This is a genomic window from Xanthomonas sp. NCPPB 2632 (assembly GCF_041228075.2).
GTDB lineage: Bacteria > Pseudomonadota > Gammaproteobacteria > Xanthomonadales > Rhodanobacteraceae > Luteibacter.
In genome coordinates this window covers 4,205,580-4,229,289 of record NZ_CM192979.1, presented here as the reverse complement: position 1 = coordinate 4,229,289, position 23,710 = coordinate 4,205,580, and the positions used below count along the sequence as shown (strand labels likewise).

The following is a 23,710-nucleotide window of genomic DNA, read 5'->3' as shown; positions in this document are numbered from 1 at the left end:
CTTCGATAGTCGCCCCGTGTAACCCGCGTTCAAACGTTTCGTGGCAGATTCGGGGTATGCGTACCTATCTGCCCCTGCTGCTCCTGACGGCCACCGTCTCCGCCCCGGCGACCACGGTCGACCTCGTCCACCCGACATCCGCCACGCATGTCACCACGCGCGACGCCACGCTCGATGCCACGCCACGCAAGGCGGCCGATGGCGGCGAGCTGGTGGCGGCGACGTTCAAACCGTCCGCCGCGCCATCGCTGGTGATCGCGCCAGCGCAAGGCACGTGGGCATGGCAGCCGGATGGCACGCTGCGCCTGCGCGTACAGAACGGCATGCCCTGGCCGGTCACGCTCATCGTCGATATCGCCTCGGGCGAGAAGCACCTGAAGACGGTGGTCGGGCTGCCGCCGGGGCCACCGCAGACGCTGTCGGTAACACTGAAAGCCACCTCGCCGCGCGCCTTCGGCATGCAGGTGGGGCCGCCGATGCCGTTCGATGATGGCAAGGACAAACGACTGGTGGCCACGGCCGTGGACGGCGCCGTGGATGCCGGCGCCATCACCTCGGTGACCTTGTCCATGCCGCAACCGGGTGCCGCACAAACGTTGCTGTTCGGCACGCTGGACACGGTGGCGGGCGACGGCGACCTGCGCAAGGCGTACACCGGCATCGTCGATCGGTACGGGCAGTTCACCCGCGCGACCTGGCCGGAGAAGATCGACAGCGATGCGGCCTTGAAGGAGCGCGCGGCCCTACCCGCCGACGCGGACCACGCGGACCACGCGAAGAACGCCGCGGCGTCGCCGGGTCTCGACCGTTTCGGAGGCCGCCTCGATCGGCCGGCACTCAAGGTCACCGGCTTCTTCCACACGCAGAAGCAGGGCGACCGCTGGTGGCTGGTGACGCCGGAGGGCCACGCATTCTTCTCGCTGGGCGTGAATGCCGTGAACCTCACCGATGCCCGCACCTACGTGCAGGGCCGCGAATTCATGTTCCTCGATCCGGGCGTGGACCACGGTACGTTCAGCGGCGTGGCCGACAGCCGCAGCGACCAGGGCTCGCAGCGCGACAACGGCATGAACCACGGGCGCTGGTGGGACATCTATTCGCAGAACGTGTCGCGCAGCCTGGGCAACGACTTCGCCTCGGCGTGGCGCAAGCGCAGTGTCGATCGACTGCGTAGCTGGCGCTTCAATACCCTGGGCAACTGGAGCGACCCGGCCTTCGCCAACGATCACCGTATCGCCTACACGGTGCCGATCCTCATCAAGGGCGATTTCAACACGGTGAGCACGGGCTACGACTACTGGGGCCGGATGCCGGACCCGTTCGATCCGCGCTTCCTCAAAGCCACGCAAGCGGCCGTCGCCAACGCGAGCAAGGGCGTGACGGACGATCCGTGGTTGCTCGGTTACTTTGCCGACAACGAACTGGCCTGGGCCGGGCAGGGGCCGCAAGGGCGCTGGGCGCTGGCGGTGGGCTCGCTCGCCCAGGGGCCGGAAAGCCCCGCCAAGCAAGCCTTCCTTGCCTACCTGAAAAAGACCCATGGTGATGCCGCCAGCTTCGCCAAGGCGTGGGGCGTGAACGTCACCACCTGGGATCAGGTAGCCGCCAAGGGCTTCAAGGCGCCGGACCCGAGCGAAGCCCATCCCGCCGTGGCCGCCGACAACATCGCCTTCCTGCGCCTGTTCGCCGACCAGTATTTCCGTACCGTCGCGCAGACGCTGAAGAAAGCGGATCCGCACCACCTGTTCCTGGGTGGCCGGCTCGCCGTTCGCACGCCGGAAGTGGAGCAGGCCAGCGCCGCCTATGCCGACGTCACCAGCATCAACACCTACACGGATGTGCCGGAGCACGGTTTCGACGTGGCGGCCTTTCGCAAAATGGACAAGCCCGTGATGATCACGGAGTTCCACTTCGGATCGGCCGATCGCGGGCCGTTCGGTAACGGCGTGGCCGCGGTGGGTAGTGAGGAAGAGCGGGGCAAGGCCTACGCGCGCTTCGTGGACGCCGCCGTCGCGTCGGGTGTCGTTGTGGGCACGCACTGGTTCCAGTACATCGACCAGCCGGTCACCGGCCGGGTGCTCGACGGGGAAAACGCGCACATCGGGCTGGTCGGCATCACCGATATCCCGTTCAGGGACTTCACCCGGGCCGTTACCGACACCAATGCCCGGGTCGGCGGGGGCTCAGGCGGCGCGCGGTAGCGGCAGGTCGACTCGGCGCTGCCGTAGCAGGTCCCGACCAAGAGCGAAGGCGATGGGCTCGGCCACGCCGACCAGGGCACTGACAGCCAGGTTCTGGTTGACGGCGTAGCTCATGGAAAACGCGATGCTGAAATGCGTCGCGGCGTACTTGATGGTGCGGGCCATGACGAAATCCTCAGATGGGAATGGATCTCATTATGGGGGTGCCGCGGGTGATGTCCAAGTGATCGTTTTGATGTTTTCGATAGCACCTGGCTATCGATGCAGCGCCATGAATCCAACGATGCCGACCACCATCAGGATGGCCACGGTCATGCAGGCGCTGGTCGGCTTGACCCGGCGCGCGTCGATACGAGGCACCAGCCACCAGATCAGGAGCGCACCGAGCAGCATGTCCAGCACCAGCCAGCCCCGGACCCAGGCCAGCTCCAGCAGGGAGGCGTCCAGCGGTTGCCCGTGGCGCGTCAGCAACAGCACCACCCCGCCCACGCCCAGCGCGATCAGCAGCCAGACCAGCATGGCGAGATAGGTGCGGTTGAACACCACCGGGGTGCGCTCGAGCCAGCGCAGGGACGACCAGCCGATCAGGGCAGGCACGACCGCGCCGACGCTGGCGTAGAGCACCAGCCAGATGATGGCCGACAACAGGGTGAGGAGGGTCTGGATCACGTGGCCGCCGGTATCAGTACGGTGTGCCGAAGCGGGACAGCGCCTTGCTCATCAGCCAGGCGGGCCCGATCAACAGGTATTGCAGGTCGGTCAGGAAGGACGGGCGCTTGCCTTCGATCCGGTGACCGATGAACTGGCCGACCCACGCCACCACGAAGACGACGATGGCCGACCACAACAGGCCGCTGCTGCCGATGCTGCGGTAGAGCGAATCGGTCACCAGGGCCAGGATGATGAAGGCAGCCGCCATGGCGAGGCCGATCTTGCGCGACAGCCGATAGAAGTAGAAACAGAAGGCCAGGAACATCGCCAGCACCGCCCAGAGCCCCGGGCGCCCGAGCCAGCCCGGCACGGGCAGCAGCCAGAACAACGCCACCACGGACCAGGTAATGGCCGGCACGCAGATCCAGTGGATCAGCTGGTTGGTCTCGTTCTGGTGGTCACGGCCGTAGTTGCCGAACCAGCGTGCCGCGTCGCGCATGGAAACCCCCGGAAGCGTGGCGTCCCAGGCCGGGCATGGCGCTCCGGCCTGGGCGTGGAAGGCAAGCGTTGAGCCTGGAACGCTGCACGTCAACCTTGCGGTGCGGCAAGGCTCAGGTCAGGCGGATGCCAGCCAGCTTGTCCAGGGCCTCGGCGTACTTGGCGGCCGTGCCTTCGATGACGTCGGCCGGCACCTTCGGCGCGGGCGGCGTCTTGTTCCAGCCCAGGGCCTCCAGGTAGTCGCGGACGAACTGCTTGTCGTAGCTGGGCGGGCTGATGCCGCGCTGGTAGTTGTCCGCCGGCCAGAAGCGCGAGGAGTCGGGGGTCAGCATCTCGTCCATCACGTGCAGCACCCCATGCTCGTCCGTGCCGAACTCCAGCTTGGTGTCGGCGATGATCACCCCGCGCTCGGCGGCGTAGGCCGCGGCAAAGGCGTAGATCGCCAGGGTGGCCTCGCGCACGGCGTTGGCCAGGTCGCTGCCCACCGCATCCACCACGACGTCGAAGCTGACGTTTTCGTCGTGGTCGCCCACAGCCGCCTTGGTCGACGGGGTGAAGATCGGCTCCGGTAGCTGCTGCGCCTGCTCAAGGCCCTGGGGAAGGCGGATGCCGCAGATCTCGTCGGTGGCCTGGTAGGACTTCCAGCCGGAACCGATGATGTAGCCGCGGGCGATGGCCTCGACCGGCACCGGCTTCAGCCGCTTGGTGATGACGGCGCGCTTCGCATAAAGCGCGGGGTCCACGCCGGCGGGAAGCACCGAGGCGACATCCTCGCCGGTGAGATGATTCGGAATGATGTGGTGGGTCTTCTCGAACCAGAAGTTCGAAATCTGGGTCAGCATTTCACCCTTGCCGGGGATCGGGTCCGGCAGCACCACGTCGAACGCCGACAGCCGGTCGGTCGCGACCATCAGCAGGCGGTTGCCGGGCAGGGCGTAGACGTCGCGTACCTTGCCGCGATGGATGAGCTCGAGGCCGGGCAGGTCGGATTGCGAAAGGGTGGTCGGCACGGCGAAAGCTCCGGGAGGGGACGGTTCGAAAGGCGTCATTGTACCGGTGGCCCTCGCGTATGTACTCGCGCATGTACCGGCGGGCCTTATCGTCGGTCCAGGCGGACAAGCCTGGGGTAGGAGCGCACGATGTGCGCGATCCGTCTCGGTCACCTATGGCGAATGAAGCCACCCGCTGCAACGGGCAAGGCGTTTCCAAACGCCAAACGAAGCAATGCCGGACCCTCACCACCAGGTTCACGGAAGCGCCTGCCTGTGCCGATGCCCGGCTTCATTCGCAGCGTGCGGGTTGAGGGTTCGCGCACATCGTGCGCTCCTACCCGCAGGCGGACGTAGCTGAGGATTCGCGCACATCGTGCGCTCCTACCCGCAGGCGGACGTAGTCCGCCTGCTAGAATTCCCGGTTACTGCCCTTATTACCTTGCCATGCGATTCCTACTGCACGCGGCGCTTCTCCTGGCCGTCTCCGCCACTGCCCTCGCCGCCGCGCCGCCTGCCAGGCCGGCGCGACTCGGGCTGTGCGCGGCGTGCCATGGCGAGGACGGCATGGCGCGGATACCGGGTGCGCCGAACCTGGCGGGACAGAAGCTCGATTACCTGCGCGATGCCTTGCGCCAATACCGTGACGGCCGCCGCGACATCCCCGTGATGCGGGCGGCTACCGGCCCACTCACCGATGCGGAGCTCGACCAGCTGGCCCAGTGGTTTTCCGCACAGACCCCCTCCAGGGCCGCTCCATGAATTTTTCCGGCACTCTCATCGGCGCGGTCCTGGGCATGTGGGCCACCCACAACCTGCTCGGCGCGCTCATCGGCGGCGCGCTCGGCTTCATGTTCGACGCCAGTCGCCAGCAGCAGCGCCGACGTACCCCCGCGCAGGGCGGCTACATCGCACCGCTGTTCGCGCTGATCGGCGCGGTGGCCAAGGCGGACGGACGCATCTCGGAGGCGGAAATCGCCATCGCCGAGCGGCTGATGGTCCGCATGAACCTGGACCAGGACCAGCGCCGTCAGGCGATCGATGCGTTCAACGAGGGCAAGCAGCCCGAATTCAACGCCACCGATGTCATCGACGAGCTACGCCAGTGGGTGGGCCACCGCCGCGACCATGCGTTTCCGGTGATCGACGTGGTCATCGAAACCGTGCTGGCCGAGGGCGGCAATCCGTCCACGGAAAAAATGGGCATCCTGCGCCAGCTGGCCTTCGCGCTGCGGGTCAGCGACATGGAGCTGATGGCGCTGATGGCGATGAAGGGCTACGCCTGGAACGCCACCGGTGGCGGCCGCGCCTACGGCAACCCCGGCGGTGGCGGTGGCGGTTACGTGCCGCCGCAGCGAAACACGGCCGGCCCCGATCCCTATGCCGTGCTGGGCATCCAGCGCGGTGCCGATGATCGCGCCATCAAGCGCGCCTATCGCAAGCTGATCTCGGAACACCACCCCGACCGCCTCGGCGACTTGCCCGACGACATGCGCCGCCGCGCGGAATCGCGGGCCAGCGAGATCAATGCGGCGTACGAGCGGATCAAGGCGGAGAAGGGCTTCAAGTAAGGCGGATCCCGCGGCATACGAAACGCAGCGCTGCCATGGCCGGCGGCGCGTCGTGTAGGAGCGCACGCATGTGCGCGACATGTGTTGAGGCCGGGACGGGGAGCTGGCGCGCCAGTTCGGTGGGTGTCGCGAAATGATGTCGCGCACGTGCGTGCGCTCCTACACGGGCGGTGGGGCTGTGTACGCCCGGGTCGAGGCGGGTTTGTGTACGCCGCTTTTAGGGCCGCCGGGTTAAGCTGCCGGCTTTCGTCGACACGACCACGGTATCGCCATGCCCAAGCAAGCCCCCGTCATCGCCCCGTCCATCCTCTCGGCCGATTTTGCCCGGCTGGGCGAGGACACGCGCAAGGTGCTCGATGCCGGCGCGCAGTGGGTGCACTTCGATGTGATGGACAACCATTACGTGCCCAACCTGACCATCGGGCCGATGGTGCTCAAGGCGTTGCGTGACTACGGCATCACCGAGCACATCGACGTGCACCTGATGGTCAAGCCGGTGGATCGCATCGTGCCGGACTTCGCCAAGGCCGGCGCGCGCAGCATCAGCTTCCATCCGGAGGCCAGCGAGCATGTGGACCGTACCATCCAGTTGATCCAGGGCGAGGGCTGCGAGGCCGGCCTGGTGTTCAACCCGGCCACGCCGCTGAACTGGCTGGACTACGTGCTGGACAAGATCGACATGGTGCTGATCATGTCCGTCAACCCGGGCTTCGGCGGCCAGAAGTTCATCCCCGGCGCGCTGGACAAGATCCGCCATGTGCGCGAGCGCATCGACGCCAGCGGCCGCAACATCCGCCTGGAAGTGGACGGCGGCGTCAACGCCGACAACATCGGCGCCATCGCCGCCGCGGGCGCGGACACCTTCGTGGCGGGCTCGGCCATCTTCACCGCGCCGGACTATGCCGACGTGATCCGCCGGATGCATGCCGCCATCGACGGCGGCTGAGCCGATTTTCACGACGCAATAGCAAACCCGGTAGTATGGTAATGGCAGGGTAAGGGTAGCCCCACACGAGGGGCCGCCTGAAAGGGATCGATTCGACCGCTCGGGAGACAGGCTCATGCGCATGTTCCGCACGCTTTCGTTCGCCATACTCGCCACGTTTGCCATGGGCAGCGCGGTCGCCGACACCGTGGCCGAGCCGGCCGACCCGCGCGCCCTGTTGCGCAAGGTCAATGCCTACTGTCCCGGCGGCATCCAGCGCATCCTGCCCGGCGAATACTACTTCTGCGCTGCGGCCCGCGATTTCGGGTATGGGCACAACAGTCGTGCCCGTGAACGCCTGCGCGACGCGGCCTACTGGGCCAACAAGCCCGCCCAGTACGTGCTGGGCCTGATGTATTACAACGGCGACGAAGGCCCGGCCAACCGACCGCTGGGTGTGGCCTGGCTGGCGCTGGCCTCCGAGCGCCACGACCCGCGTTTCGAGCCGGCTTTCGCGAAGGCCTACCTGGAGCTGTCCCCGACGGAGAAGGCGCAGGCGGATGCCTACTGGGCCGACCTGCGCCCCAAGTACGCCGATGCGACGGCCGGTAGCCGCGCGCATCGCATCTACCTCTCGGAGATGCGCAACCTCGAGGCTGCCGCCATGTTCGGCGGCTCGATTTTTCTCGACGGGCTCACCCCACCGAATTCGGACGCGGTCGGGATGTACAACAACGGTGACGGCTCACGCGTCGGCGGTGGCGCGCACGGCTTCTCGATGGAAGGGCTGATCGCCAGGACGGGCGAGGACTATTTCCGCGGCCTCAACGGCAGCGTAACCGTCGGCGATCCGCAGATGGTGCAGCTGGGCAGCGTGGTGACCAAGGCGACCACGCGGGCCGAGTGACGCCCACATAAAAATCTCCCCTGGCCGTCGGGACAGGGGAGCGAAGGAAGCTCCGGCAGGAGCATTCGGGGGAAACCGGTCAGTGCAGGCCGAACAACACGCCCAGCACGAGGGCGCCCAGCGCCAGGGCCACGCGTAGCGGCTCGAAGTCGCGCTCGAGTTCGGTGTTGTCCGCGTCGGGTTTGGTCGTCATCGTCGTATCTCCATCGGCGCCACAAGCGCGCCGTCATGCCTAGTTGAATGCCGCGCGCGGCGGACGGAGCGTCCGACAAAGGGCAATCCGCGGACCGTTTATGGCAAACCGAAGGCAAAGGGTTCGTGCACGGCGCGCAAGGGCCGTGGATAGGGCGAAACGCGGGCAATCCACTGGCGGGCCTTGCGCCGACGGCCCCCCCATAGCACCCTGCGCACGCCGATCCTCCACACCGGAATGCCCATGGCCCGCAGTATCGCCATCGTCGAAGACGAACCCCTCATCCGCGCGAACTACGTCGAGGCGCTGAACCGCTTCGGCTATGAAACGCGGGGCTACGGCTCGCGTCGCGATGCCTCCACCGCCTTCGCCATGCGCCTGCCCGAGCTGGTCATCATCGATATCGGCCTGGGCGACGAGCCGGAAGGTGGGTTCGACCTGTGCCGCGAACTACGGGCCAAGTCGGCCACGCTGCCGATCATCTTCCTGACCGCGCGCGATTCGGATTTCGACGTGATCTCCGGCCTGCGCCTGGGCGCCGACGATTACCTGTCCAAGGACACCAGCCTGCACCAGTTGGCGGCACGCATCGCCGCGCTGTTCCGGCGGATCGAGTCGTTGAAGGCACCGGCGGCCAGTGAGACGGTGATCGAGCACGGGCCGCTGAAGCTCGAATCCGAGCGCATGCGCGTGCTGTGGAACGGCATCGAGATTCCGCTGACCGTCACCGAATTCTGGATGGTGCACACGCTGGTGCGTTTTCCCGGCCACGTGAAGAACCGTGACCAGCTGATGCGCGAAGCCGAGCTGGTGGTGGACGATGCCACCATCACCTCGCACATCAAGCGCATCCGCAAGAAGTTCATCGCGCTGGCGCCGGATTTCGACGCCATCGAGACCGTGCACGGCGTGGGCTACCGCTGGACGCCGTGACGCCCCGCGCATGAGCCTGCGCCAGAAGCTGCTGCTGGTCGCCCTGTGCACGCTGGCCCTGCCGGTGGCGGGGTGGCTGTACGTGCGCCAGATGGAAACGCTGCTGCGCGAAGGCCAGGCGCAGGCCCTGGTGGCCTCCGCGCGCGCCATGGCCCGCAGCCTGGTGGTGGTCGACGCGCCGCTGCCGCCCGCGGGGCCGGCCTGGTACGTGCAGCGCACCAGTGTGCCGATCACGGTCGACGGTTACGCCGACGACTGGGCCTCGCTCAGCCCGTGGGCGCAGACGCTGGGCAAGGCCACGCGCGTGATGCTGGCCGAAGACGATCGCTGGATGTACTTCTACGTGGACGTGCGCGCCCCGCAGCGCCGCCGTGCGGATGCCGCGGACCGTCTCGCGCTCAATGCCGATCACCTGATCGTCTCCATCGCCAGCGGCGACGACACCCAGCGCTACCTCATGGCCAGTGCCGCGCCGGGTGCGACGACGGCCATCGCCCTGGATGCGGATGCCGGCGTCTTGCCCGACCGCATCAATGCGCAGTGGCAGGAGGACGGTAGCGGCTTCCGGGTGGAGTTCAAGCTGCCGCGCGGCCTGCGCCTGGATCGCTTCGGACTCGGTGTCCACATCGCCGCCGACGGCGACAGCGAGCCGCTGACCGCCGACAACCGCCCGCTGCTGGATTTCTCCACGTCGCTGTCGCAGGAAGTGTCGCGGCTGGCACCCGACGGTGTGCGCGTCCGCATCCTGTCCCCCGATGCCTGGTTGGTAGCGCAGAGCGGCAAGCTGTCGTTGCCGGACCTGCCCGCCGGCGATCGTCCCGGCTGGTTTGCGTCGCTGGTGTATCGATCGTTGCTGGCGACGCGGATGGACAGCGACAGCGCGTGGGCGGAAGACGCCCCCCGGGTGGACCTGCCCGAGGTGCGCGAGGCGATGCGGGGCAAGACCGCCACGGCATGGCGTGCGGGCGAGGCACGCGGCAGCGTGGTGCTGGCCGCCGCGATGCCGCTGCAGATGCGCGGCCGCAGCCACGGCGTGGTGTTGCTGGAGCAGCCCAGCCGCTCGGTACCGCTGCTGGCCAACCGCGCGCTGTTCGGCCTGCTGCTGACCAGTTTCGCCGTGCTGCTGGTGGCCGGCGGCGTGCTGCTGCTGTTCGCCACGCGGCTCACTTTCCGCCTGCGTCGCCTGCGTAACGCGGCCGAACGGGCACAGGCCAACGACGGCCGCCTGGACGGCCCGTTCCCGCTGACCGACGCCACCGACGAACTGGGCGACCTGGCACGCAGCTTCGAGCGCCTGTTCGAGGTAGTGGGCGGCTACACGGATTACCTGCGCACGCTGGCGTCCAAGCTGTCGCACGAACTCAACACGCCGCTGGCGATCGTCAAGTCGTCGCTGGACAACCTCGATCATGCCGGCCTGCCGCCGGAAGCCGCGCCCTACCTCGCCCGTGCGCGCGATGGCGTGGCACGCCTGGGCCAGCTGGTTCGTGCGATGAGCGAAGCCAGCCGCATGGAGCGCGCCATCGCCTCGGCGGAGGCGGAGGATGTGGACCTGGCGGCCGTCGTGCGCGGCTGCGCCGAAGGCTATCGCGCCCTGGCCGGCGAGCGCCGCCTCGACGCCGATCTGCCGCCCACGCCGGTGCTTATGCACTGTTCGCCGGAACTTATCGCGCAGGCGCTCGACAAGCTGTTCGACAATGCGCTGTCGTTCACCGCACCGGATGGTTGGTTACGCATCGCCCTGCGCCCCACGCCCGATGGCGCCGACATCGAGCTGGCCAACCAGGGCCCGCCGTTGCCCGCGGCGATGCAGGGTCGCCTGTTCGATTCCCTCGTCAGCCTGCGCGACAAGGCCACCCCCGGCGACGCACCGCACCTCGGTCTGGGCCTGTACGTCGTCCGCCTGGTCGCCGAACGCCACCAGGGCAGCGCCAGCGCCCGCAACCTCGACGACGGCGTGGCCTTCACCCTCCACCTCCGCGGCCTCCCCCGCCAACGCCTGGGCTAACCGCCCCGACACGAACGTCTCCCACACCCCGCCGTTGTAGGAGCTCACGATGTGAGCGATCACCTCATCGTATTTGCGTAGCGGTGATGAAGAGCATCGCCCACATCGTGGGCTCCTACGGGGGCGCGAGGGGAGTCGAAGCCCCATCCCCGTCACGTTGGGCCTACAATCGTGAATCATCCCAAGGTCACCGCTGACGACCCATGATTTCCCGCGAACAATTCGACGCCTACGCCGCCGAGGGCTTTACCCGCATCCCGTTGGTACGGGAGGTGTTCTCCGACCTCGATACGCCGCTGTCGGTGTACCTCAAGCTGGCGGATGGCCCGTACACCTTCCTCTTCGAATCGGTGGAAGGCGGGGCGACCTGGGGTCGTCACTCGATGATCGGGCTGCCGGCGCGGCGGGTGTATCGCCTGCGCGGGCACGAACTGGAAGTGGAGGAAAGCGGCGAGGTGATCGAGCGGCGTCACCTGGACGATCCGCTGGCCGAGATCGAGGTGCTGCGCAAGCAGTACGAGGTGCCGAAGCTGCCGGGGCTGCCCGACTTCACCGGTGGCCTGGTCGGCTACTTCGGCTTCGAGACCATCGGCTACATCGAGGAACGGCTGGCGCAGTGGGACAAGAAAGACGAACTGGGCACGCCCGACGTCCTGCTGATGCTGGCGGACGAGATCGCGGTGTTCGACAACCTCAAGGGGCGCCTGTACCTCATCGTGCACGCGGACCCGTCCAAGCCGCAGGCCTATGCGGAAGCCATGCGGCGACTGGATGCTTTGACGTTCCGCCTGCGCCAGGGCGGTGTGTCGTACCCGCAGCTGCTGCAGCCGGCGGCGCTGGATGAATCCGACTTCAAGTCGTCGTTCACCCGCGAGGAATACGAGGCCATGGTGCGCAAGGCGCAGGAGTACATCCTGGCTGGCGACATCTTCCAGGTGGTGCCGTCGCAGCGCCTGAGCGTCGGCTTCAACGCACGCCCGGTGGATGTCTACCGCGCGCTGCGCGCCACCAACCCGTCGCCCTACATGTTCTTCATCGACATGGGCCCGACCCAGATCGTCGGCTCGTCGCCGGAGATCCTGGTGCGCCTGAAGAACGGCCGCGTGGTGCTGCGTCCCATCGCCGGCACGCGCCGCCGCGGCAAGGACGAGGCGGAGGACATGGCGCTGGAGACCGAGCTGCTGGCCGACCCCAAGGAGCGCGCCGAGCACCTGATGCTGATCGACCTGGGCCGCAACGACGTGGGCCGGGTCAGCCAGACAGGCACGGTGGAACTGGCCGAATCCTTCGTGGTGGAGCGCTACTCGCACGTGATGCACATCGTCTCCCAGGTGGAAGGCGACATCCGTGGCGACCTCTCCTACATGGACGTGATCAAGGCGACCTTCCCGGCCGGCACGGTCAGCGGCGCGCCGAAGGTCCGCGCGCTGGAAATCATCCAGGAGCTGGAGCCGTTCAAGCGCAATATCTACGCGGGCGCCATCGGCTGGCTCGGCTGGTGGGGCGATGCCGACACGGCTATCGCGATCCGCACCGCCGTGATCCAGGATGGCCGCCTGCACGTGCAGGCGGGCGGCGGCGTGGTCTACGACTCCGACCCGGCCGCGGAGTGGGAAGAGACGATGAACAAGGGGCGGGCGTTATTTCGTGCGGTGGCGCAGGCGGCGAGGGGGCTGTAATGTCCACCTCGTCGCGCTTGCAACCGGTTGCGGTCGAAGAGGCACCTACGTTCGGCGCATCCGCCCCCACGGAACGAGAGAGCCCCATGATCCATCCACGCACGCTTATCGCGGCCGGCAGCCTGGCCTTCATGGCTGCCGCCACCGCCACGCCGTCCCTGGCCCGCGAGCCCTTCTGCGACGACATCGCGTCGCGCACGCAGGCCCTGGCGCTGATCGAGACGCTCAATGCCGACCTGCTCAGCCATCCCAGCGCCACGCTGACGCTGGAGCGCTGGTGCGGCGACCACGAACTGGCCGCCGTGCCGACCATCGTCGCGCGCCGGATCAAGGGCCAGGACAAGCCACTGCCCGACGACGCACGGCAGACCCTGGGCATCGGACCGGACGAGCCGGTGCGCTACCGCCACGTGCAGCTGGTGTGCGGCGAGCGCGTGCTGTCCGAGGCCGACAACTGGTACGTACCGTCGCGGCTCACGCCGGAAATGAACCAGATCCTGGACACTACCGACCAGCCGTTCGGCAAGGTAGTGCAGGCGCTGAATTTCCGTCGCCAGACCACCAGCGCCGACCTGCTCTGGGCGCCGCTGCCCAAGGGCTGGGAGATGGATGCGCCGCTGCCGCCGCCGAAGTGGGGCCCGCTGGCCATTCCGCACGATGTGTTGCAGCACCACGCAGTGCTGTTCACCGGCAGCAACCAGCCCTTCAGCCTGCTGGTCGAGACCTACACCTCCGAGGTGCTGGCCTTCGGGCGTCGCCCCTGAGTCCTCAAAGGCCCCCTCAAAGGGCTTGGTCCAGCGCCTGGTAGAAACGCTCCGGCGCCTCGATCATCGGCGCATGGCCCAGCCCGTCGAGCGGAATCAGTCGGGCGCCGGGGATCTTCGCGGCGGCTTCCCTGCCCAGCGTGGGGTAGTCGCCGAGCGTGGCGGCGATGGCCGGCGGCGTGCCGTCCTTGCCGATCACCGTGCGGTCGGCCTGGCCGATGATGAGCACGGTCGGCACGCGAATCAGCGGGAACTCGTAGATCACCGGCTGCGTGTAGATCATCTCGTAGGTGAGCGCGCCGGCCCACGATGACGTCTCGCGCCCGTCGCCTTCGTACTGGCCGGCCTGCATCAGCACCCAGCGGTCGTAGGCCGGCTTCCACTTGCCGTCGTAGTAGCTCTTCATCTGGTACGCCTTGATGCTGGCGTAGGACGTTTTCAGCTCGCCCGCATACCACTGGTCCACACTGCGCCAGGGCACGCCCCTGGCGCGCCAGTCTTCCAGGCCCAGCGGGTCGACCAGCACCAGTTTCTCCACGCCTTCCGGATACATCAGCGCGTAGCGCGCGCCGATCATGCCGCCCATCGAATGGGCGATCACGGTGGCCTTGTCCACGCCCAGGCTGGCGAGCAACGCATGCGTGTTGGCGGCCAGCTGGTGGATGCCGTAGGGGTACTCGCGGGGCTTGGACGATTTGCAGAAGCCGATCTGGTCGGGGATCACCACGCGATAGCCGCGATCGCGCAGGCGCTCGGCGGTGGCCACCCAGTACGGCCCGCAGAAATTCTTGCCGTGCAGCAGCACCGCGGTGTGGCCGTTCGGATGGGCGGGCGTGAGGTCCATGTACGCCATCTCGAACGCGCGGCCTTCGCTGTGCACGGTGAACATCGTGACCGGATAGGGATAGGACGCGCGCTCCAGGCGTGCGCCCAGCGCCTCGACGCGTGGGGTGTCGTCCGCAAAGGCGGGCAGGGCGGGAAGCAGTAGAGAGAGGGCAAGAAACACGCGACGCATCGCCATACTCCGACAAGGGATATCGGCCATCGTAGGACACCCCGGTGTGAAAGCCGGTGGCATACTCACTCGCCTGAGTCCTACAGGGAGTGCCACCTCATGTCCGAGATCGACCCGCCGCTGCGCGAGTATGCCAAGCCACCGCTCACGCGCGGTGTGGACCCGCAGCGCATGAACTGGCTGTGGCAACTCATCGTGCAGGCCACGGATCTGAATCCGTCCGACGTGCGCAAGGCGCTCAATGCGATGGGTGTCGGCGCCACCGACAAACGCGTGGCCAGCTGGCAGGTCGGCGATCGCGATGAAGACTATTTCCCGCTGACCATCGCGGAGCTGGAGCGCAACCTTCGCGCCGTGGTCGCGTGGAAGAAGGCCAGGAGCGACGCATCCGACGCCCCGGCCAGCGATCAGGCATAGCGCTCGGAGAGGAACCGGAAAAACGCGCGAAGCCCCTGGGCTTCGCCACCGCGCGGATGCGCCGGTCGGTCGGCGTCGTTCCACGAGTAGGTGTCCAGGTGCATCCAGTTCTGGTTCTCCGGCACGAACCGCTCCAGGTACAGCGCGGCGGTAATCGCGCCCGCGTGTCGCGACGCGCCGGAGTTGGCGAAGTCGGCCACGTGCGATTCCAGCATGCGCCGGTACGGGCGCCACAAGGGCAGGCGCCACAGCGGATCGGCGGACACCTCGGCCGCCCCGATCACATGATCGGCCAGTGCATCTCGGTTGGTGAACAGCGCCGGCACCTCGGGCCCCAGCGCGACGCGCGCGGCACCGGTCAGCGTGGCGAAATCCACGATCAGGTCAGGCGTCTGTTCCACCGCGAACGCGAGGGCATCGCACAGCACCAGCCGGCCTTCGGCATCGGTGTTGTCCACTTCGACGGTCAGGCCCGCACGCGTGCGGATGATGTCGCCGGGGCGCATGGCGCTGCCGCTGATCGCGTTTTCCACGGCCGGCACCAGCAAGGTCAGCCGCACCGGCAGCTTCGCCTTCATGACCAGGCTCGCCAGCGCGATCGCATGCGCGGCGCCGCCCATGTCCTTCTTCATCCAGCGCATGCCGTCGGACGGCTTGATGTCCAGGCCGCCGGTGTCGAAGCACACGCCCTTGCCGATAATCACCAACCGGGGATTGGACTGCTTGCCCCAGGTCAGCTCGATCAGGCGAGGCGCGCGATGGCTGGCGCGGCCCACGGCATGGATGGTGGGGAAGTTGGCGGCCAGCAGGTCGTCGCCGATCCACTCACGCACCTTGGCCTTGTGCGGGGCCGCCAGCGCGTGGATGGCTTCGGCCAGCTGCTCGGGGCCCATGTCCTCGGCCGGCGTGTTGACCAGGTCGCGCACCTGATAGGTGGCATCGATGATCGGCTGCAGCGCGCGCGACATGGCCGTGTCCACCACCAGCTGTGCTGGCGCACGGCCGCGCGCGCGATAGCGCTCGAAGCGATACGCACCCAGGGCCCAGCCCAGCGCCACCAGGTCGGTGTCGGTCGCTACGCTTTCCTTGGCGATCTCGTAGTTGCCTTCCGGCAGGCGGTAGGGCAAGGCGCCCAGTGCCATCAGCGGTTCGGAGGCGTCCACGCCCACCAGCACGCGCTCGATCGCGCCGTTGGCATCGGGCAGCAGGAGTACCGAGCCGGGGCTGGGACGGAAGCTGGTCGAGGTCATCCACTGACGGTGCGCCGCGGTAAGCCGCGCTTCCAATGCGGGCGCGCTGGAGGCATCGATCATCTCGATCGGGATGGAACGGCGCTTGCCGGGCTTGGTATCGATCAGTGACGACATCAGGGCTCCCGTGCCCCGCGGCATGACACCGCGTATTGGAAAGTGGTGAACGGTATGACAGCTATTCTAGCTGTCAGCGGCCGTCGACGCTTCTATCCAGTCGGCAAGCATTGTCATGTCAGTGAATTCCAGGTCCGGTGCGGGCCCATGCGACCACACCGCACCGTCGCGATTGAGCCACACGGTACGCATGCCGGCCTCGCGCGCACCCACCACGTCCAGCAGCGGATCGTCACCGACGTGAAGAACCTCGTGCGGCGGCAGGCCCAGCGCCTCGGCCGCGGCCAGGAAGATGCGCGGATCGGGCTTGGCCACCCCCACGCCCGAGGCGCTCAGGCGGGTGTGGAACAGGTGGTGGAGGCCGATGACTTCCAGATCGGCGTTGCCGTTGGAGATCGACACGAGCGGCACGCGCTCGACGATCCGCTCCAGCGCGGCCAGGGAATCGGGGTAAAGCTCGACGTTGTTGCGGGCGGCGAAATAGATGCGCCAGGTCTCGTCGACCGGGGCGTCATCGATGCCGCAGGCGGCGAACGCGTGGCGAATGGTCAACCGGCGCTGTTCGCTGAAATCGTGGGAGAGGTGCGTGTTGTCGCGGGCGATCTGCTCGCGAAGCTCGCGCATGGCCTCCAGGGGCCATGCGCGGGCGACATCGGGATGGTGCTGTTGCAGCCACCGGTCCACGCAGTGCTCGGCCTCGATCAGGGCCGGTAGTACCGGCCACAGGGTGTCGTCGAGGTCGAGGGAGACGGCGCGGACGAGCACGACTTAGCGGGCGCCGACCTTCAGCACCTGGCCCGGATGGACATTGTTGTCCTTCAGGCCGTTCATGGCGCGGAGCTTGTCGACCTCGACGTCGTTCTTCTTGGCGATGGAGTACAGCGTGTCACCGGCCGACACCTTGTAGGTGCGCGAGGCGGCGGCCGACTTCTTCTCGGACTTCGCCTCTGCCTTCTCAGCCTTTTCCGCCTTGGCGGCAGGTGCCTTGGCCTTGGGGGCCTCGGCTACCTTGGGCGTCTCAACGCGCGTCGACTTCTCGGTGGCGTCCACCGGGGCCGCCGGCTTGGCGACCGGCTTGCCCTTCACGGTGACGGCATCGGCCGTGACCTTGGCGAACTTGCCACCGACCTTCGCGTTGTCGGACACCGTGACCGCTTCCGAACGAACGCCGGAGAAGCCCATGTGCGCCGACGTGCTGACGCTGGTGACGACGTGCGCGAACTGCGACGGCTCGGCCGTGGTGGCGACGGAGGCCTTGGTTTCCTTCGCGACCTTGGCAGCCTTGCCCGCCTTGCCGGAGACCTGCGCCTTGGCGACGGCGGTTTCCTTCGCGGCCTCGGCGGCCGGCGTAGCGGCGGCCACGGTCGGCGTGGTCATCGCCTGGCCCACGTTGGCACGGGTGCCCACGGTGGAAGCGATCTTCGCGCGACGCGCAGCATCGCCGGAGGCCAGCGACGCGCCATCGGCGTAGGGCACCAGGCTATGCGAGCGCAGCAGCGAGCTGCCGGCGCCGGAGGTGACGAACGCGATGAAGTCCCTGACGTCCGCGGCCTTCGGGCCCGTGTCGTTGGAAACCAGGTAGAGCTCGGTGTACAGCGGGTAGGCACCGCTGCTGACCGTCGACATGGACGGCGCGACGCCGTCGATGGAGAGGATCTTCACCTTCTTGTTGGACGACGCACCCGCGAGGGTGGTGGCGCCCAGGCCCTGCTTGTCCAGCGTGACGCCTTCTTCCAGCTTGGCCACGTTGACGTACAGGCGCGGCGCGGCCACCGGCTGGTTGCCGCGGCCGAACAGCAGCTTGCGCAGGCTGTATTCCACGCCATCGCCCGGGCTGGCCACCGCATAGAGGTTGATCGGCTGGTCGTTGCCGCCGAGTTCCTTCCAGTTGGTGATCTTGCCCATGTAGATCTCATGCAGCTGCATGAGCGTGATGTTGCTGACCGGGTTGGACGGGTAGGTGACCATGACCAGCGCGTCCCACGCCACCGGCGTGAAGGTCAGCGACTGCTCGGCGGCGCCCACGGCGGGACGGGCGGAGCCGGCGATGTCGGCCGAGCCCTTGACCACGGCGTCGATGCCGGAGGCGGTGTTGAAGGGCTGCAGCTCGATCTTGCCCTTGCCGGATTTCTCCCAGGCCTTGGCCACATCGGTGACCACGCCACGGGCAGTGGTGATGTCACCCCGCCAGATCAGTGAGGTGCCAGCGGCGAGAACGGTAGCGGAGGCACTGAGGCCGATCAGCGTGGCGGTGAACAGTCGCGCAAGACGAAGAGACATGGACGGCAAGAACCTCGGGACGGAAGCGGGGTTGGCAATGGGGCGCCATTGTGGGCCAAGGCGGGCCCGGGCGCACCATTGGCGTCGTTCAGCATCCTGCCCACCCCAACCGGAACGTAGCCTGTCGGGATGGGCCTGCCTGCAAACGGGGTCAAAGCATCGCGTAATAGACGGCCTCGCCGCGCACCACTGTCAGCAGCAACTGCCGTCCGGCCAGGGCGCTGCCGACGGGCAAGCCCTTCACCGAGGCCACCTTGCGCTGGCCGATGCCGATCACGATGTCGCCGTCGCGCAGCCCCGCACGGTCGGCCGCGGAGCCACGCTTGATCCCGCTCAGGGCCACGCCGAACAGGCCGGCGGCGCGCTGCTCCGGGGTGAGGTCGCTCAGCACCACGCCCGCCAGTCGTCCGTCCACCTTGCCGCCGTCCAGCGTCGCCAGTCGCGGTGCCTCGATGGTGGCCTGCACGTCGCGCGCCGCGCCCTCCCGCTTCACCGACAGCGTGACCTTCGCGCCAAGCGGCAGCAGGCCCTCGGCATTGCGCACGTCCTGCGAGCTGCGCACGGGCTTGCCGTCCACCGCGGTCAGCACATCGCCCGTCTGCAAGCCCGCACCCTCGGCGGGGGAGCCGGTGTCGACCCGGGTCACCACCGCGCCCGTGGTGTCCTTCAGGCCCAGCGCCTGGGCGATGCGCGGCGTGATGTCCTGCACCTCCACGCCCAGGTTGCCGCGGCGCACCTTGCCGTAGGCCAGCAGCTGCTTCATCACACCGGTGGCGAGATCGGTCGGGATGGCGAAGCCGATGCCGACGTTGCCGCCCGAGGGGGTGAAGATCATCGAGTTGATGCCGACCAGTTCGCCGCGCAGGTTGACGAGCGCGCCGCCGGAGTTGCCGGGGTTGATCGAGGCATCGGTCTGGATGAAGTTCTGGAAGCCCTTGCTCAGGCCCGAACGACCCAGCGCGGAGACCATGCCCGAGGTGGCCGTCTGGCCCAGCCCGAACGGGTCGCCCACGGCCACCACGAAGTCGCCCACGCGCAGCTGCGACGAATCCGCGATGGGCAGCGCCTGCAGTTTGTCCGCGGGAATCTGCAGCAGCGCCACGTCGGTGTCCGGATCGCTGCCGACCAGCTTGGCCTTCAGGTCGCGCCCATCCTGCAGGGTGACCGTGATGTCGTCCGCGCCGCCCACCACGTGGTGGTTGGTCAGCACGTAGCCCTTGGCCGCATCCACCACCACGCCCGAACCCAGGCTCTGCTCCACGCGCTCGCGCGGGGCGCCCTGGTTGCCGAACAACTGGCGGAACAGCGGATCGTCGAAGTAGGGATCGCGCGCCCGCACGCGTGTCTTGGTGGAAATGTTGACCACCGCAGGTGTCACCTTCGACAGCATCGGTGCGAGCGAGGGCAGGGGCTCGCCATTGATGGCGGGTGGCAGGCTGGCAAACGCGGGCGTGGCGAGGGCCATCGCCAGGGCGCCGCCGAGCAACAGATTGGGCATCCGCCGGGGGATAGGAAACGGCATGGGTGTACTCCTTGGCTGTGTGCACCAGGCACATCGATCGCCGCCTTCGACCACAGTCGCGTCGCCGGGTTTCAAACGGTGAGATGCCTGTCTTCGACACTTTACATCGACCCACGGCGGGGGTAAGGTTCCCACCGGTCGTAACCACAACATCTTGTGTTCCGCTGTTCGCTATTTACCAAGCACTGGTGTTGCGGATCGTCAGGTACCAGCGACAAACCTTCGTCCGCCAAGGCATTTTTGCCGGCGGGCAGGGCGAGCGAGGATGGTCGGCAGCACTCGGGGGGAGGGCTGTCGATGCGTGGGGCCGACTCAGCCCAACCCACACGGCCTACAGAAGCCGAGACACGAGGACGACACATACATGAGCACTGCACGTGCGCAAGCCATGGGGCTTGAGACCGCGGCCATCCCGCTTCAGCCCGCCTCGTACGACATCTGGGACAAGAAATACCGCCTGAAGGCGAAGTCCGGCGTGCCCGTGGACGAGTCCGTCGACGGCACCTACCAGCGCGTCGCCCGCGCCCTGTCCGAGGTGGAAGCCACCGACGAGCTGCGCGCGCACTGGCACGAGCGTTTCCTCTGGGCGCTGCGCCGCGGGGCGATCCCCGCCGGCCGCATCACGTCCAACGCCGGCGCGCTGGCGCACAAGCCGGCCACCTCCACGATCAACTGCACCGTGTCCGGCACCATCCTCGACTCGATGGACGACATCCTGGAGAAGGTGCACGAGGCGGGCCTGACGCTGAAGGCCGGTTGCGGCATCGGCTATGAATTCTCGACGCTGCGCCCGCGTGGTGCCTACGTCTCAGGCGCCGGCGCCCACACGTCGGGCCCGCTGTCGTTCATGGATATCTACGACAAGATGTGCTTTACCGTCTCGTCGGCCGGCGGCCGTCGCGGTGCGCAGATGGGCACCTTCGACATCAGCCACCCGGACGCCAAGGAGTTCATCCGCGCCAAGCGCGAAGACGGACGCCTGCGTCAGTTCAACCTGTCGCTGCTGATCACCGACGGCTTCATGGACGCGGTGGAGAACGACCAGGACTGGCCGACCGTGTTCCCGGTGCACGTGAAGGAAAAGCACGAGATCGACCTGGACGATGCGTCCAAGGTGGTCTGGCGCGAGTGGCCCACCAAGGAAAACTACGTCACCCGCGAGGATGGCCTGGTCGCCTGCAAGATCTACGGCCACATCCGCGCGCGGCACCTGTGGGACATGATCATGGTCTCCACGTACGACTACGCCGAGCCGGGTTTCATCCTGATCGACCGCGTCAACGAGATGAACAACAACTGGTGGTGCGAGCACATCCGCGCCACCAACCCCTGCGGCGAGCAGCCGCTGCCGCCGTACGGCTCGTGCCTGCTGGGCTCGGTCAACCTCACCACCTTCGTGCGCGACCCGTTCGGCCCCAAGGCCCGGTTCGACTGGGAGGAGTACCGCGAGGTGGTCCGCGTGTTCACCCGCATGCTCGACAACGTGGTGGAGATCAACGGCCTGCCGCTGGCGCAGCAGCGCGAGGAGATCATCTCCAAGCGTCGCCACGGCATGGGCTTCCTCGGCCTGGGCTCCACGCTGACCATGCTGAAGATGCGCTACGGCACCGCCGACGCGGTGTCGTTCACCGACGAGGTGTCGCGCGAGATGGCCGTGGCCGGCTGGGAAGTGGGCCTGGAACTGGCCAAGGAAAAGGGCCCGGCCCCGATCCTGATGCGCGAGTACGCCGTGACCGCCGAGATGCTGCGCAAGCGCCCGGAGATGGTCGCCGACGGCTGGACCGTGGGCCAGTCGATCAAGGGCAGCGTGCTGCACGCCAGGTATTCCCGCTACATGCAGCGCGTGGCCTCCGTGGCCCCGGAGCTGGTGGCCGCCCTGGCCGAGACCGGTGCGCGCTTCACCCACCACTCGTCCATCGCCCCCACCGGCACCATCAGCCTGAGCCTGGCCAACAATGCCTCCAACGGCATCGAACCCAGCTTTGCGCACCACTACTCGCGCAACGTGATCCGCGAGGGCAAGAAGTCCAAGGAAAAGGTCGAGGTGTTCAGCTACGAGCTGCTCGCCTACCGTGCCCTCATCAACGGCGATGCCCTGCCGTTCTCCGACGACCCGAAGACCCGCCTGCCGGATTACTTCGTGTCGGCCGACGACATCAGCCCCAAGGAGCATGTCGATATCCAGGCGGCCTCGCAGAAGTGGATCGATTCCTCCATTTCCAAGACCGCCAATGTCCCCACGGATTATCCGTACGAGGACTTCAAGGACATCTATTTCTACGCCTATAAGCAGGGTTTGAAGGGGTGCACCACCTTCCGTTTCAACCCCGCCGCGTTCCAGGGCGTGCTGGTCAAGGAAGCGGACCTCGAGAACACCCTCTATCGCTTCGAATTGGAAGACGGTAGCGTTGTCGAACTGAAGGGTAACGACGAGGTTGAGTACGACGGTGAAATGCACACCGCCGCGAACCTTTTCGATGCCTTGAAGGAAGGCTATTACGGTAAGTTCTGACCCCGCGGAGAGGGAATACGTATGTCGAGTGAAAACCAGATCGTCGAGGGTGAATTGCCCTCGGACGACACCATCGATACCGACAGCACGCCGGCAGCGGAGACGGAAGTCGCCGCTGACGTTGCGCCTGCTGCACCGGCTGTCGCCAAGAAAGTCGTCAAGCGCAAGCCGGTCGCCAAGAAGGTGATCGACGTGACGGCGGCCACCCCGGCCAGCGACACGGCCGAGCACGACCACCACGCGTTCGACGAAGACGATGCGACCGATTCGGTCGATTCGGCACCCGTCGTGGCCGCGAAGAAGCCGCGCAAGCCGGCGGTGCGCAAGCCGAAGGCTGCCGCTGTCGAAGCCCCGGTCGAAGCGGAAGCCCCGGCGAAGAAGGCAACGCGCAAGGCTCCGGCCAAGAAGGCCGTGGCCAAGAAAGCCGTGGCGAAGAAGGCTGCCGCCAAGAAGACCGCAGTCAAGAAGGCGCCGGCCAAGAAAGCCGCTGCCAAGAAGACGGCCGTGAAGAAGGCGACCGCCAAGAAGGCCGTGAAGAAGGCGGCGGTGAAGAAGGTTGCCGCCAAGAAGGCTGCCGTGAAGAAGGCACCGGCCAAGAAGACGGCTGCCAAGAAGACGACCGCCCGCAAGGCGACCACTTCGGCCGGTCGCAAGACCGCGTCGAAGACCACGGGTCGTACGGCCAAGTCGGCTGCGTCGAAGAAGACGGGGCGTGTCGCCAAGTCGGCGGCCGCTTCGAAGAAGACGGGTCGGGTAGCGAAGTCGGCTGCGTCGAAGAAGACCACGGGTCGGGTGGCCAAGTCGGCTGCGTCGAAGAAGACGGGTCGCGTGACCAAGTCGACGGCGTCGAAGACCACCGGTCGCTCGACCAAGTCGGCAGCTGCCAAGAAGACCGGCCGTACGGCCAAGTCGGCTGCGGTCAAGAAGACGGGTCGCGTCGCCAAGTCGGCCGTCACCGGTCGCAAGACCGCTACCAAGTCGGCTGGTCGCGTTGCCAAGAAGGTCACCGCCGGTCGCAAGACGACCGCGAAGAAGGCCAGCACCCGCGTCGTCAAGGCTGACGCAGGCGCCCGCAAGGCGTTCAAGAAGGCAGCCGCAAGCGTCGCTCGCAGGAGCGGTGCCCGTCCGGCCACGAAGAAGACGGCTCCCAAAGCCGCCGGCAAGACGACCGCCCGCAAGGCGGTTGGCAAGAAAGCGGCTAGCGCCGTGAAGAGGTCCACTGCCAGCAAGACCGGCCGTACGTCGGCGCGCAAGTCCGCCGTCCGTGGTCGTCGCAAGTAA

At 67.3% G+C, this 23,710-nt stretch carries 21 protein-coding genes; 12 read left to right on the top strand and 9 right to left on the bottom strand.

Features of this window, described 5'->3' with window-relative positions; translation table 11 throughout:
• Positions 1 to 56 precede the first annotated feature (56 nt).
• Positions 57 to 2,198 carry a beta-agarase gene (locus AB8808_RS18245; RefSeq protein ID WP_369930962.1) on the top strand — a complete coding sequence of 714 codons (2,142 nt, stop codon included), beginning with the start codon at positions 57 to 59 and terminating at the stop codon, positions 2,196 to 2,198.
• On the opposite strand, the gene AB8808_RS18240 is transcribed toward AB8808_RS18245, so the two are convergent.
• The 4 genes from AB8808_RS18240 to AB8808_RS18225 form a co-directional block, all read right to left on the bottom strand.
• Entirely contained in the window at positions 2,181 to 2,363 is a 183-nt protein-coding gene (locus AB8808_RS18240; RefSeq protein WP_036139620.1) for a DUF2061 domain-containing protein, read from the bottom strand. The two genes, AB8808_RS18245 and AB8808_RS18240, sit on opposite strands and share 18 nt — an antisense overlap.
• A gap of 90 nt (positions 2,364 to 2,453) precedes the next feature.
• The gene (locus AB8808_RS18235) at positions 2,454 to 2,867 is read right to left on the bottom strand and encodes a hypothetical protein (RefSeq protein ID WP_369930961.1); all 414 of its coding nucleotides are present in this window, start codon (positions 2,865 to 2,867) and stop codon (positions 2,454 to 2,456) included.
• A gap of 13 nt (positions 2,868 to 2,880) precedes the next feature.
• A complete protein-coding gene (locus tag AB8808_RS18230; protein WP_369930960.1) occupies positions 2,881 to 3,348 on the bottom strand; it encodes an Mpo1 family 2-hydroxy fatty acid dioxygenase in 468 nt (155 codons plus the stop codon).
• Positions 3,349 to 3,460: 112 nt separating this feature from the next.
• Positions 3,461 to 4,357, bottom strand: a complete 897-nt coding sequence (locus AB8808_RS18225; RefSeq protein WP_369930959.1) for a phosphoribosylaminoimidazolesuccinocarboxamide synthase — start codon at positions 4,355 to 4,357, stop codon at positions 3,461 to 3,463.
• A gap of 426 nt (positions 4,358 to 4,783) precedes the next feature.
• On the opposite strand from AB8808_RS18225, the gene AB8808_RS18220 reads away from it, so the two are divergent.
• The 8 genes from AB8808_RS18220 (at position 4,784) to AB8808_RS18185 (ending at position 13,316) form a co-directional block, all read left to right on the top strand.
• Positions 4,784 to 5,098 (top strand): c-type cytochrome, encoded by a 315-nt coding sequence (locus tag AB8808_RS18220; RefSeq protein ID WP_369930958.1) that lies wholly within the window; start codon positions 4,784 to 4,786, stop codon positions 5,096 to 5,098.
• Positions 5,095 to 5,907, top strand: a complete 813-nt coding sequence (gene djlA, locus AB8808_RS18215; RefSeq protein WP_369930957.1) for a co-chaperone DjlA — start codon at positions 5,095 to 5,097, stop codon at positions 5,905 to 5,907. Before AB8808_RS18220 ends, djlA begins: the two co-directional genes overlap by 4 nt.
• Before the next feature lie 271 nt (positions 5,908 to 6,178).
• Entirely contained in the window at positions 6,179 to 6,853 is a 675-nt protein-coding gene (gene rpe / locus AB8808_RS18210) for a ribulose-phosphate 3-epimerase (protein ID WP_036139632.1), read from the top strand.
• Positions 6,854 to 6,968: 115 nt separating this feature from the next.
• Positions 6,969 to 7,739, top strand: a complete 771-nt coding sequence (locus AB8808_RS18205; protein WP_369930956.1) for an SEL1-like repeat protein — start codon at positions 6,969 to 6,971, stop codon at positions 7,737 to 7,739.
• Positions 7,740 to 8,175: 436 nt separating this feature from the next.
• On the top strand, positions 8,176 to 8,865 hold the full coding sequence (gene pdsR / locus AB8808_RS18200) for a proteobacterial dedicated sortase system response regulator (RefSeq protein ID WP_036139635.1): 690 nt from the start codon (positions 8,176 to 8,178) through the stop codon (positions 8,863 to 8,865).
• A 10-nt stretch (positions 8,866 to 8,875) separates the two neighbouring features.
• Positions 8,876 to 10,873, top strand: a complete 1,998-nt coding sequence (locus AB8808_RS18195) for an ATP-binding protein (RefSeq protein ID WP_369930955.1) — start codon at positions 8,876 to 8,878, stop codon at positions 10,871 to 10,873.
• 203 nt (positions 10,874 to 11,076) lie between these two features.
• On the top strand, positions 11,077 to 12,552 hold the full coding sequence (gene trpE, locus AB8808_RS18190; protein ID WP_369930954.1) for an anthranilate synthase component I: 1,476 nt from the start codon (positions 11,077 to 11,079) through the stop codon (positions 12,550 to 12,552).
• An 86-nt stretch (positions 12,553 to 12,638) separates the two neighbouring features.
• Complete coding sequence (locus AB8808_RS18185; RefSeq protein ID WP_369930953.1) at positions 12,639 to 13,316, top strand: hypothetical protein; 678 nt, start codon at positions 12,639 to 12,641, stop codon at positions 13,314 to 13,316.
• Between the two features lie 16 nt (positions 13,317 to 13,332).
• Here the strand turns inward: AB8808_RS18185 and AB8808_RS18180 are convergent, their stop codons facing one another.
• Positions 13,333 to 14,331 carry an alpha/beta fold hydrolase gene (locus AB8808_RS18180; RefSeq protein ID WP_369930952.1) on the bottom strand — a complete coding sequence of 333 codons (999 nt, stop codon included), beginning with the start codon at positions 14,329 to 14,331 and terminating at the stop codon, positions 13,333 to 13,335.
• 99 nt (positions 14,332 to 14,430) lie between these two features.
• On the opposite strand from AB8808_RS18180, the gene AB8808_RS18175 reads away from it, so the two are divergent.
• Positions 14,431 to 14,748 carry a hypothetical protein gene (locus AB8808_RS18175; RefSeq protein WP_369930951.1) on the top strand — a complete coding sequence of 106 codons (318 nt, stop codon included), beginning with the start codon at positions 14,431 to 14,433 and terminating at the stop codon, positions 14,746 to 14,748.
• On the opposite strand, the gene AB8808_RS18170 is transcribed toward AB8808_RS18175, so the two are convergent.
• The 4 genes from AB8808_RS18170 to AB8808_RS18155 form a co-directional block, all read right to left on the bottom strand.
• Positions 14,739 to 16,115, bottom strand: a complete 1,377-nt coding sequence (locus tag AB8808_RS18170) for a leucyl aminopeptidase family protein (protein ID WP_369930950.1) — start codon at positions 16,113 to 16,115, stop codon at positions 14,739 to 14,741. The genes AB8808_RS18175 and AB8808_RS18170 overlap by 10 nt on opposite strands.
• A gap of 66 nt (positions 16,116 to 16,181) precedes the next feature.
• Positions 16,182 to 16,880 (bottom strand): HAD family hydrolase, encoded by a 699-nt coding sequence (locus tag AB8808_RS18165; protein WP_369930949.1) that lies wholly within the window; start codon positions 16,878 to 16,880, stop codon positions 16,182 to 16,184.
• Positions 16,881 to 16,883: 3 nt separating this feature from the next.
• Complete coding sequence (locus AB8808_RS18160) at positions 16,884 to 18,395, bottom strand: LysM peptidoglycan-binding domain-containing protein (RefSeq protein WP_369930948.1); 1,512 nt, start codon at positions 18,393 to 18,395, stop codon at positions 16,884 to 16,886.
• Between the two features lie 151 nt (positions 18,396 to 18,546).
• The gene (locus AB8808_RS18155) at positions 18,547 to 19,917 is read right to left on the bottom strand and encodes a Do family serine endopeptidase (protein ID WP_369930947.1); all 1,371 of its coding nucleotides are present in this window, start codon (positions 19,915 to 19,917) and stop codon (positions 18,547 to 18,549) included.
• 364 nt (positions 19,918 to 20,281) lie between these two features.
• Between AB8808_RS18155 and AB8808_RS18150 the strand changes: the two genes are divergently transcribed.
• Positions 20,282 to 22,429, top strand: a complete 2,148-nt coding sequence (locus AB8808_RS18150) for an adenosylcobalamin-dependent ribonucleoside-diphosphate reductase (protein WP_369930946.1) — start codon at positions 20,282 to 20,284, stop codon at positions 22,427 to 22,429.
• Between the two features lie 21 nt (positions 22,430 to 22,450).
• Positions 22,451 to 23,710: a hypothetical protein gene (locus tag AB8808_RS18145; protein WP_369930945.1), complete on the top strand. Its 1,260-nt coding sequence runs from the start codon at positions 22,451 to 22,453 to the stop codon at positions 23,708 to 23,710.

Coding starts and splice junctions, on each gene's coding strand:
- AB8808_RS18245 (WP_369930962.1), top strand. CDS start 57: ATGCGTACCTATCTGCCCCTGCTGCTCCTGACGGCCACCGTCTCCGCC.
- AB8808_RS18240 (WP_036139620.1), bottom strand. CDS start 2,363: ATGGCCCGCACCATCAAGTACGCCGCGACGCATTTCAGCATCGCGTTT.
- AB8808_RS18230 (WP_369930960.1), bottom strand. CDS start 3,348: ATGCGCGACGCGGCACGCTGGTTCGGCAACTACGGCCGTGACCACCAG.
- AB8808_RS18220 (WP_369930958.1), top strand. CDS start 4,784: ATGCGATTCCTACTGCACGCGGCGCTTCTCCTGGCCGTCTCCGCCACT.
- djlA (WP_369930957.1), top strand. CDS start 5,095: ATGAATTTTTCCGGCACTCTCATCGGCGCGGTCCTGGGCATGTGGGCC.
- rpe (WP_036139632.1), top strand. CDS start 6,179: ATGCCCAAGCAAGCCCCCGTCATCGCCCCGTCCATCCTCTCGGCCGAT.
- AB8808_RS18205 (WP_369930956.1), top strand. CDS start 6,969: ATGCGCATGTTCCGCACGCTTTCGTTCGCCATACTCGCCACGTTTGCC.
- pdsR (WP_036139635.1), top strand. CDS start 8,176: ATGGCCCGCAGTATCGCCATCGTCGAAGACGAACCCCTCATCCGCGCG.
- AB8808_RS18195 (WP_369930955.1), top strand. CDS start 8,876: ATGAGCCTGCGCCAGAAGCTGCTGCTGGTCGCCCTGTGCACGCTGGCC.
- trpE (WP_369930954.1), top strand. CDS start 11,077: ATGATTTCCCGCGAACAATTCGACGCCTACGCCGCCGAGGGCTTTACC.
- AB8808_RS18185 (WP_369930953.1), top strand. CDS start 12,639: ATGATCCATCCACGCACGCTTATCGCGGCCGGCAGCCTGGCCTTCATG.
- AB8808_RS18180 (WP_369930952.1), bottom strand. CDS start 14,331: ATGCGTCGCGTGTTTCTTGCCCTCTCTCTACTGCTTCCCGCCCTGCCC.
- AB8808_RS18175 (WP_369930951.1), top strand. CDS start 14,431: ATGTCCGAGATCGACCCGCCGCTGCGCGAGTATGCCAAGCCACCGCTC.
- AB8808_RS18170 (WP_369930950.1), bottom strand. CDS start 16,115: ATGTCGTCACTGATCGATACCAAGCCCGGCAAGCGCCGTTCCATCCCG.
- AB8808_RS18160 (WP_369930948.1), bottom strand. CDS start 18,395: ATGTCTCTTCGTCTTGCGCGACTGTTCACCGCCACGCTGATCGGCCTC.
- AB8808_RS18155 (WP_369930947.1), bottom strand. CDS start 19,917: ATGCCGTTTCCTATCCCCCGGCGGATGCCCAATCTGTTGCTCGGCGGC.
- AB8808_RS18150 (WP_369930946.1), top strand. CDS start 20,282: ATGAGCACTGCACGTGCGCAAGCCATGGGGCTTGAGACCGCGGCCATC.
- AB8808_RS18145 (WP_369930945.1), top strand. CDS start 22,451: ATGTCGAGTGAAAACCAGATCGTCGAGGGTGAATTGCCCTCGGACGAC.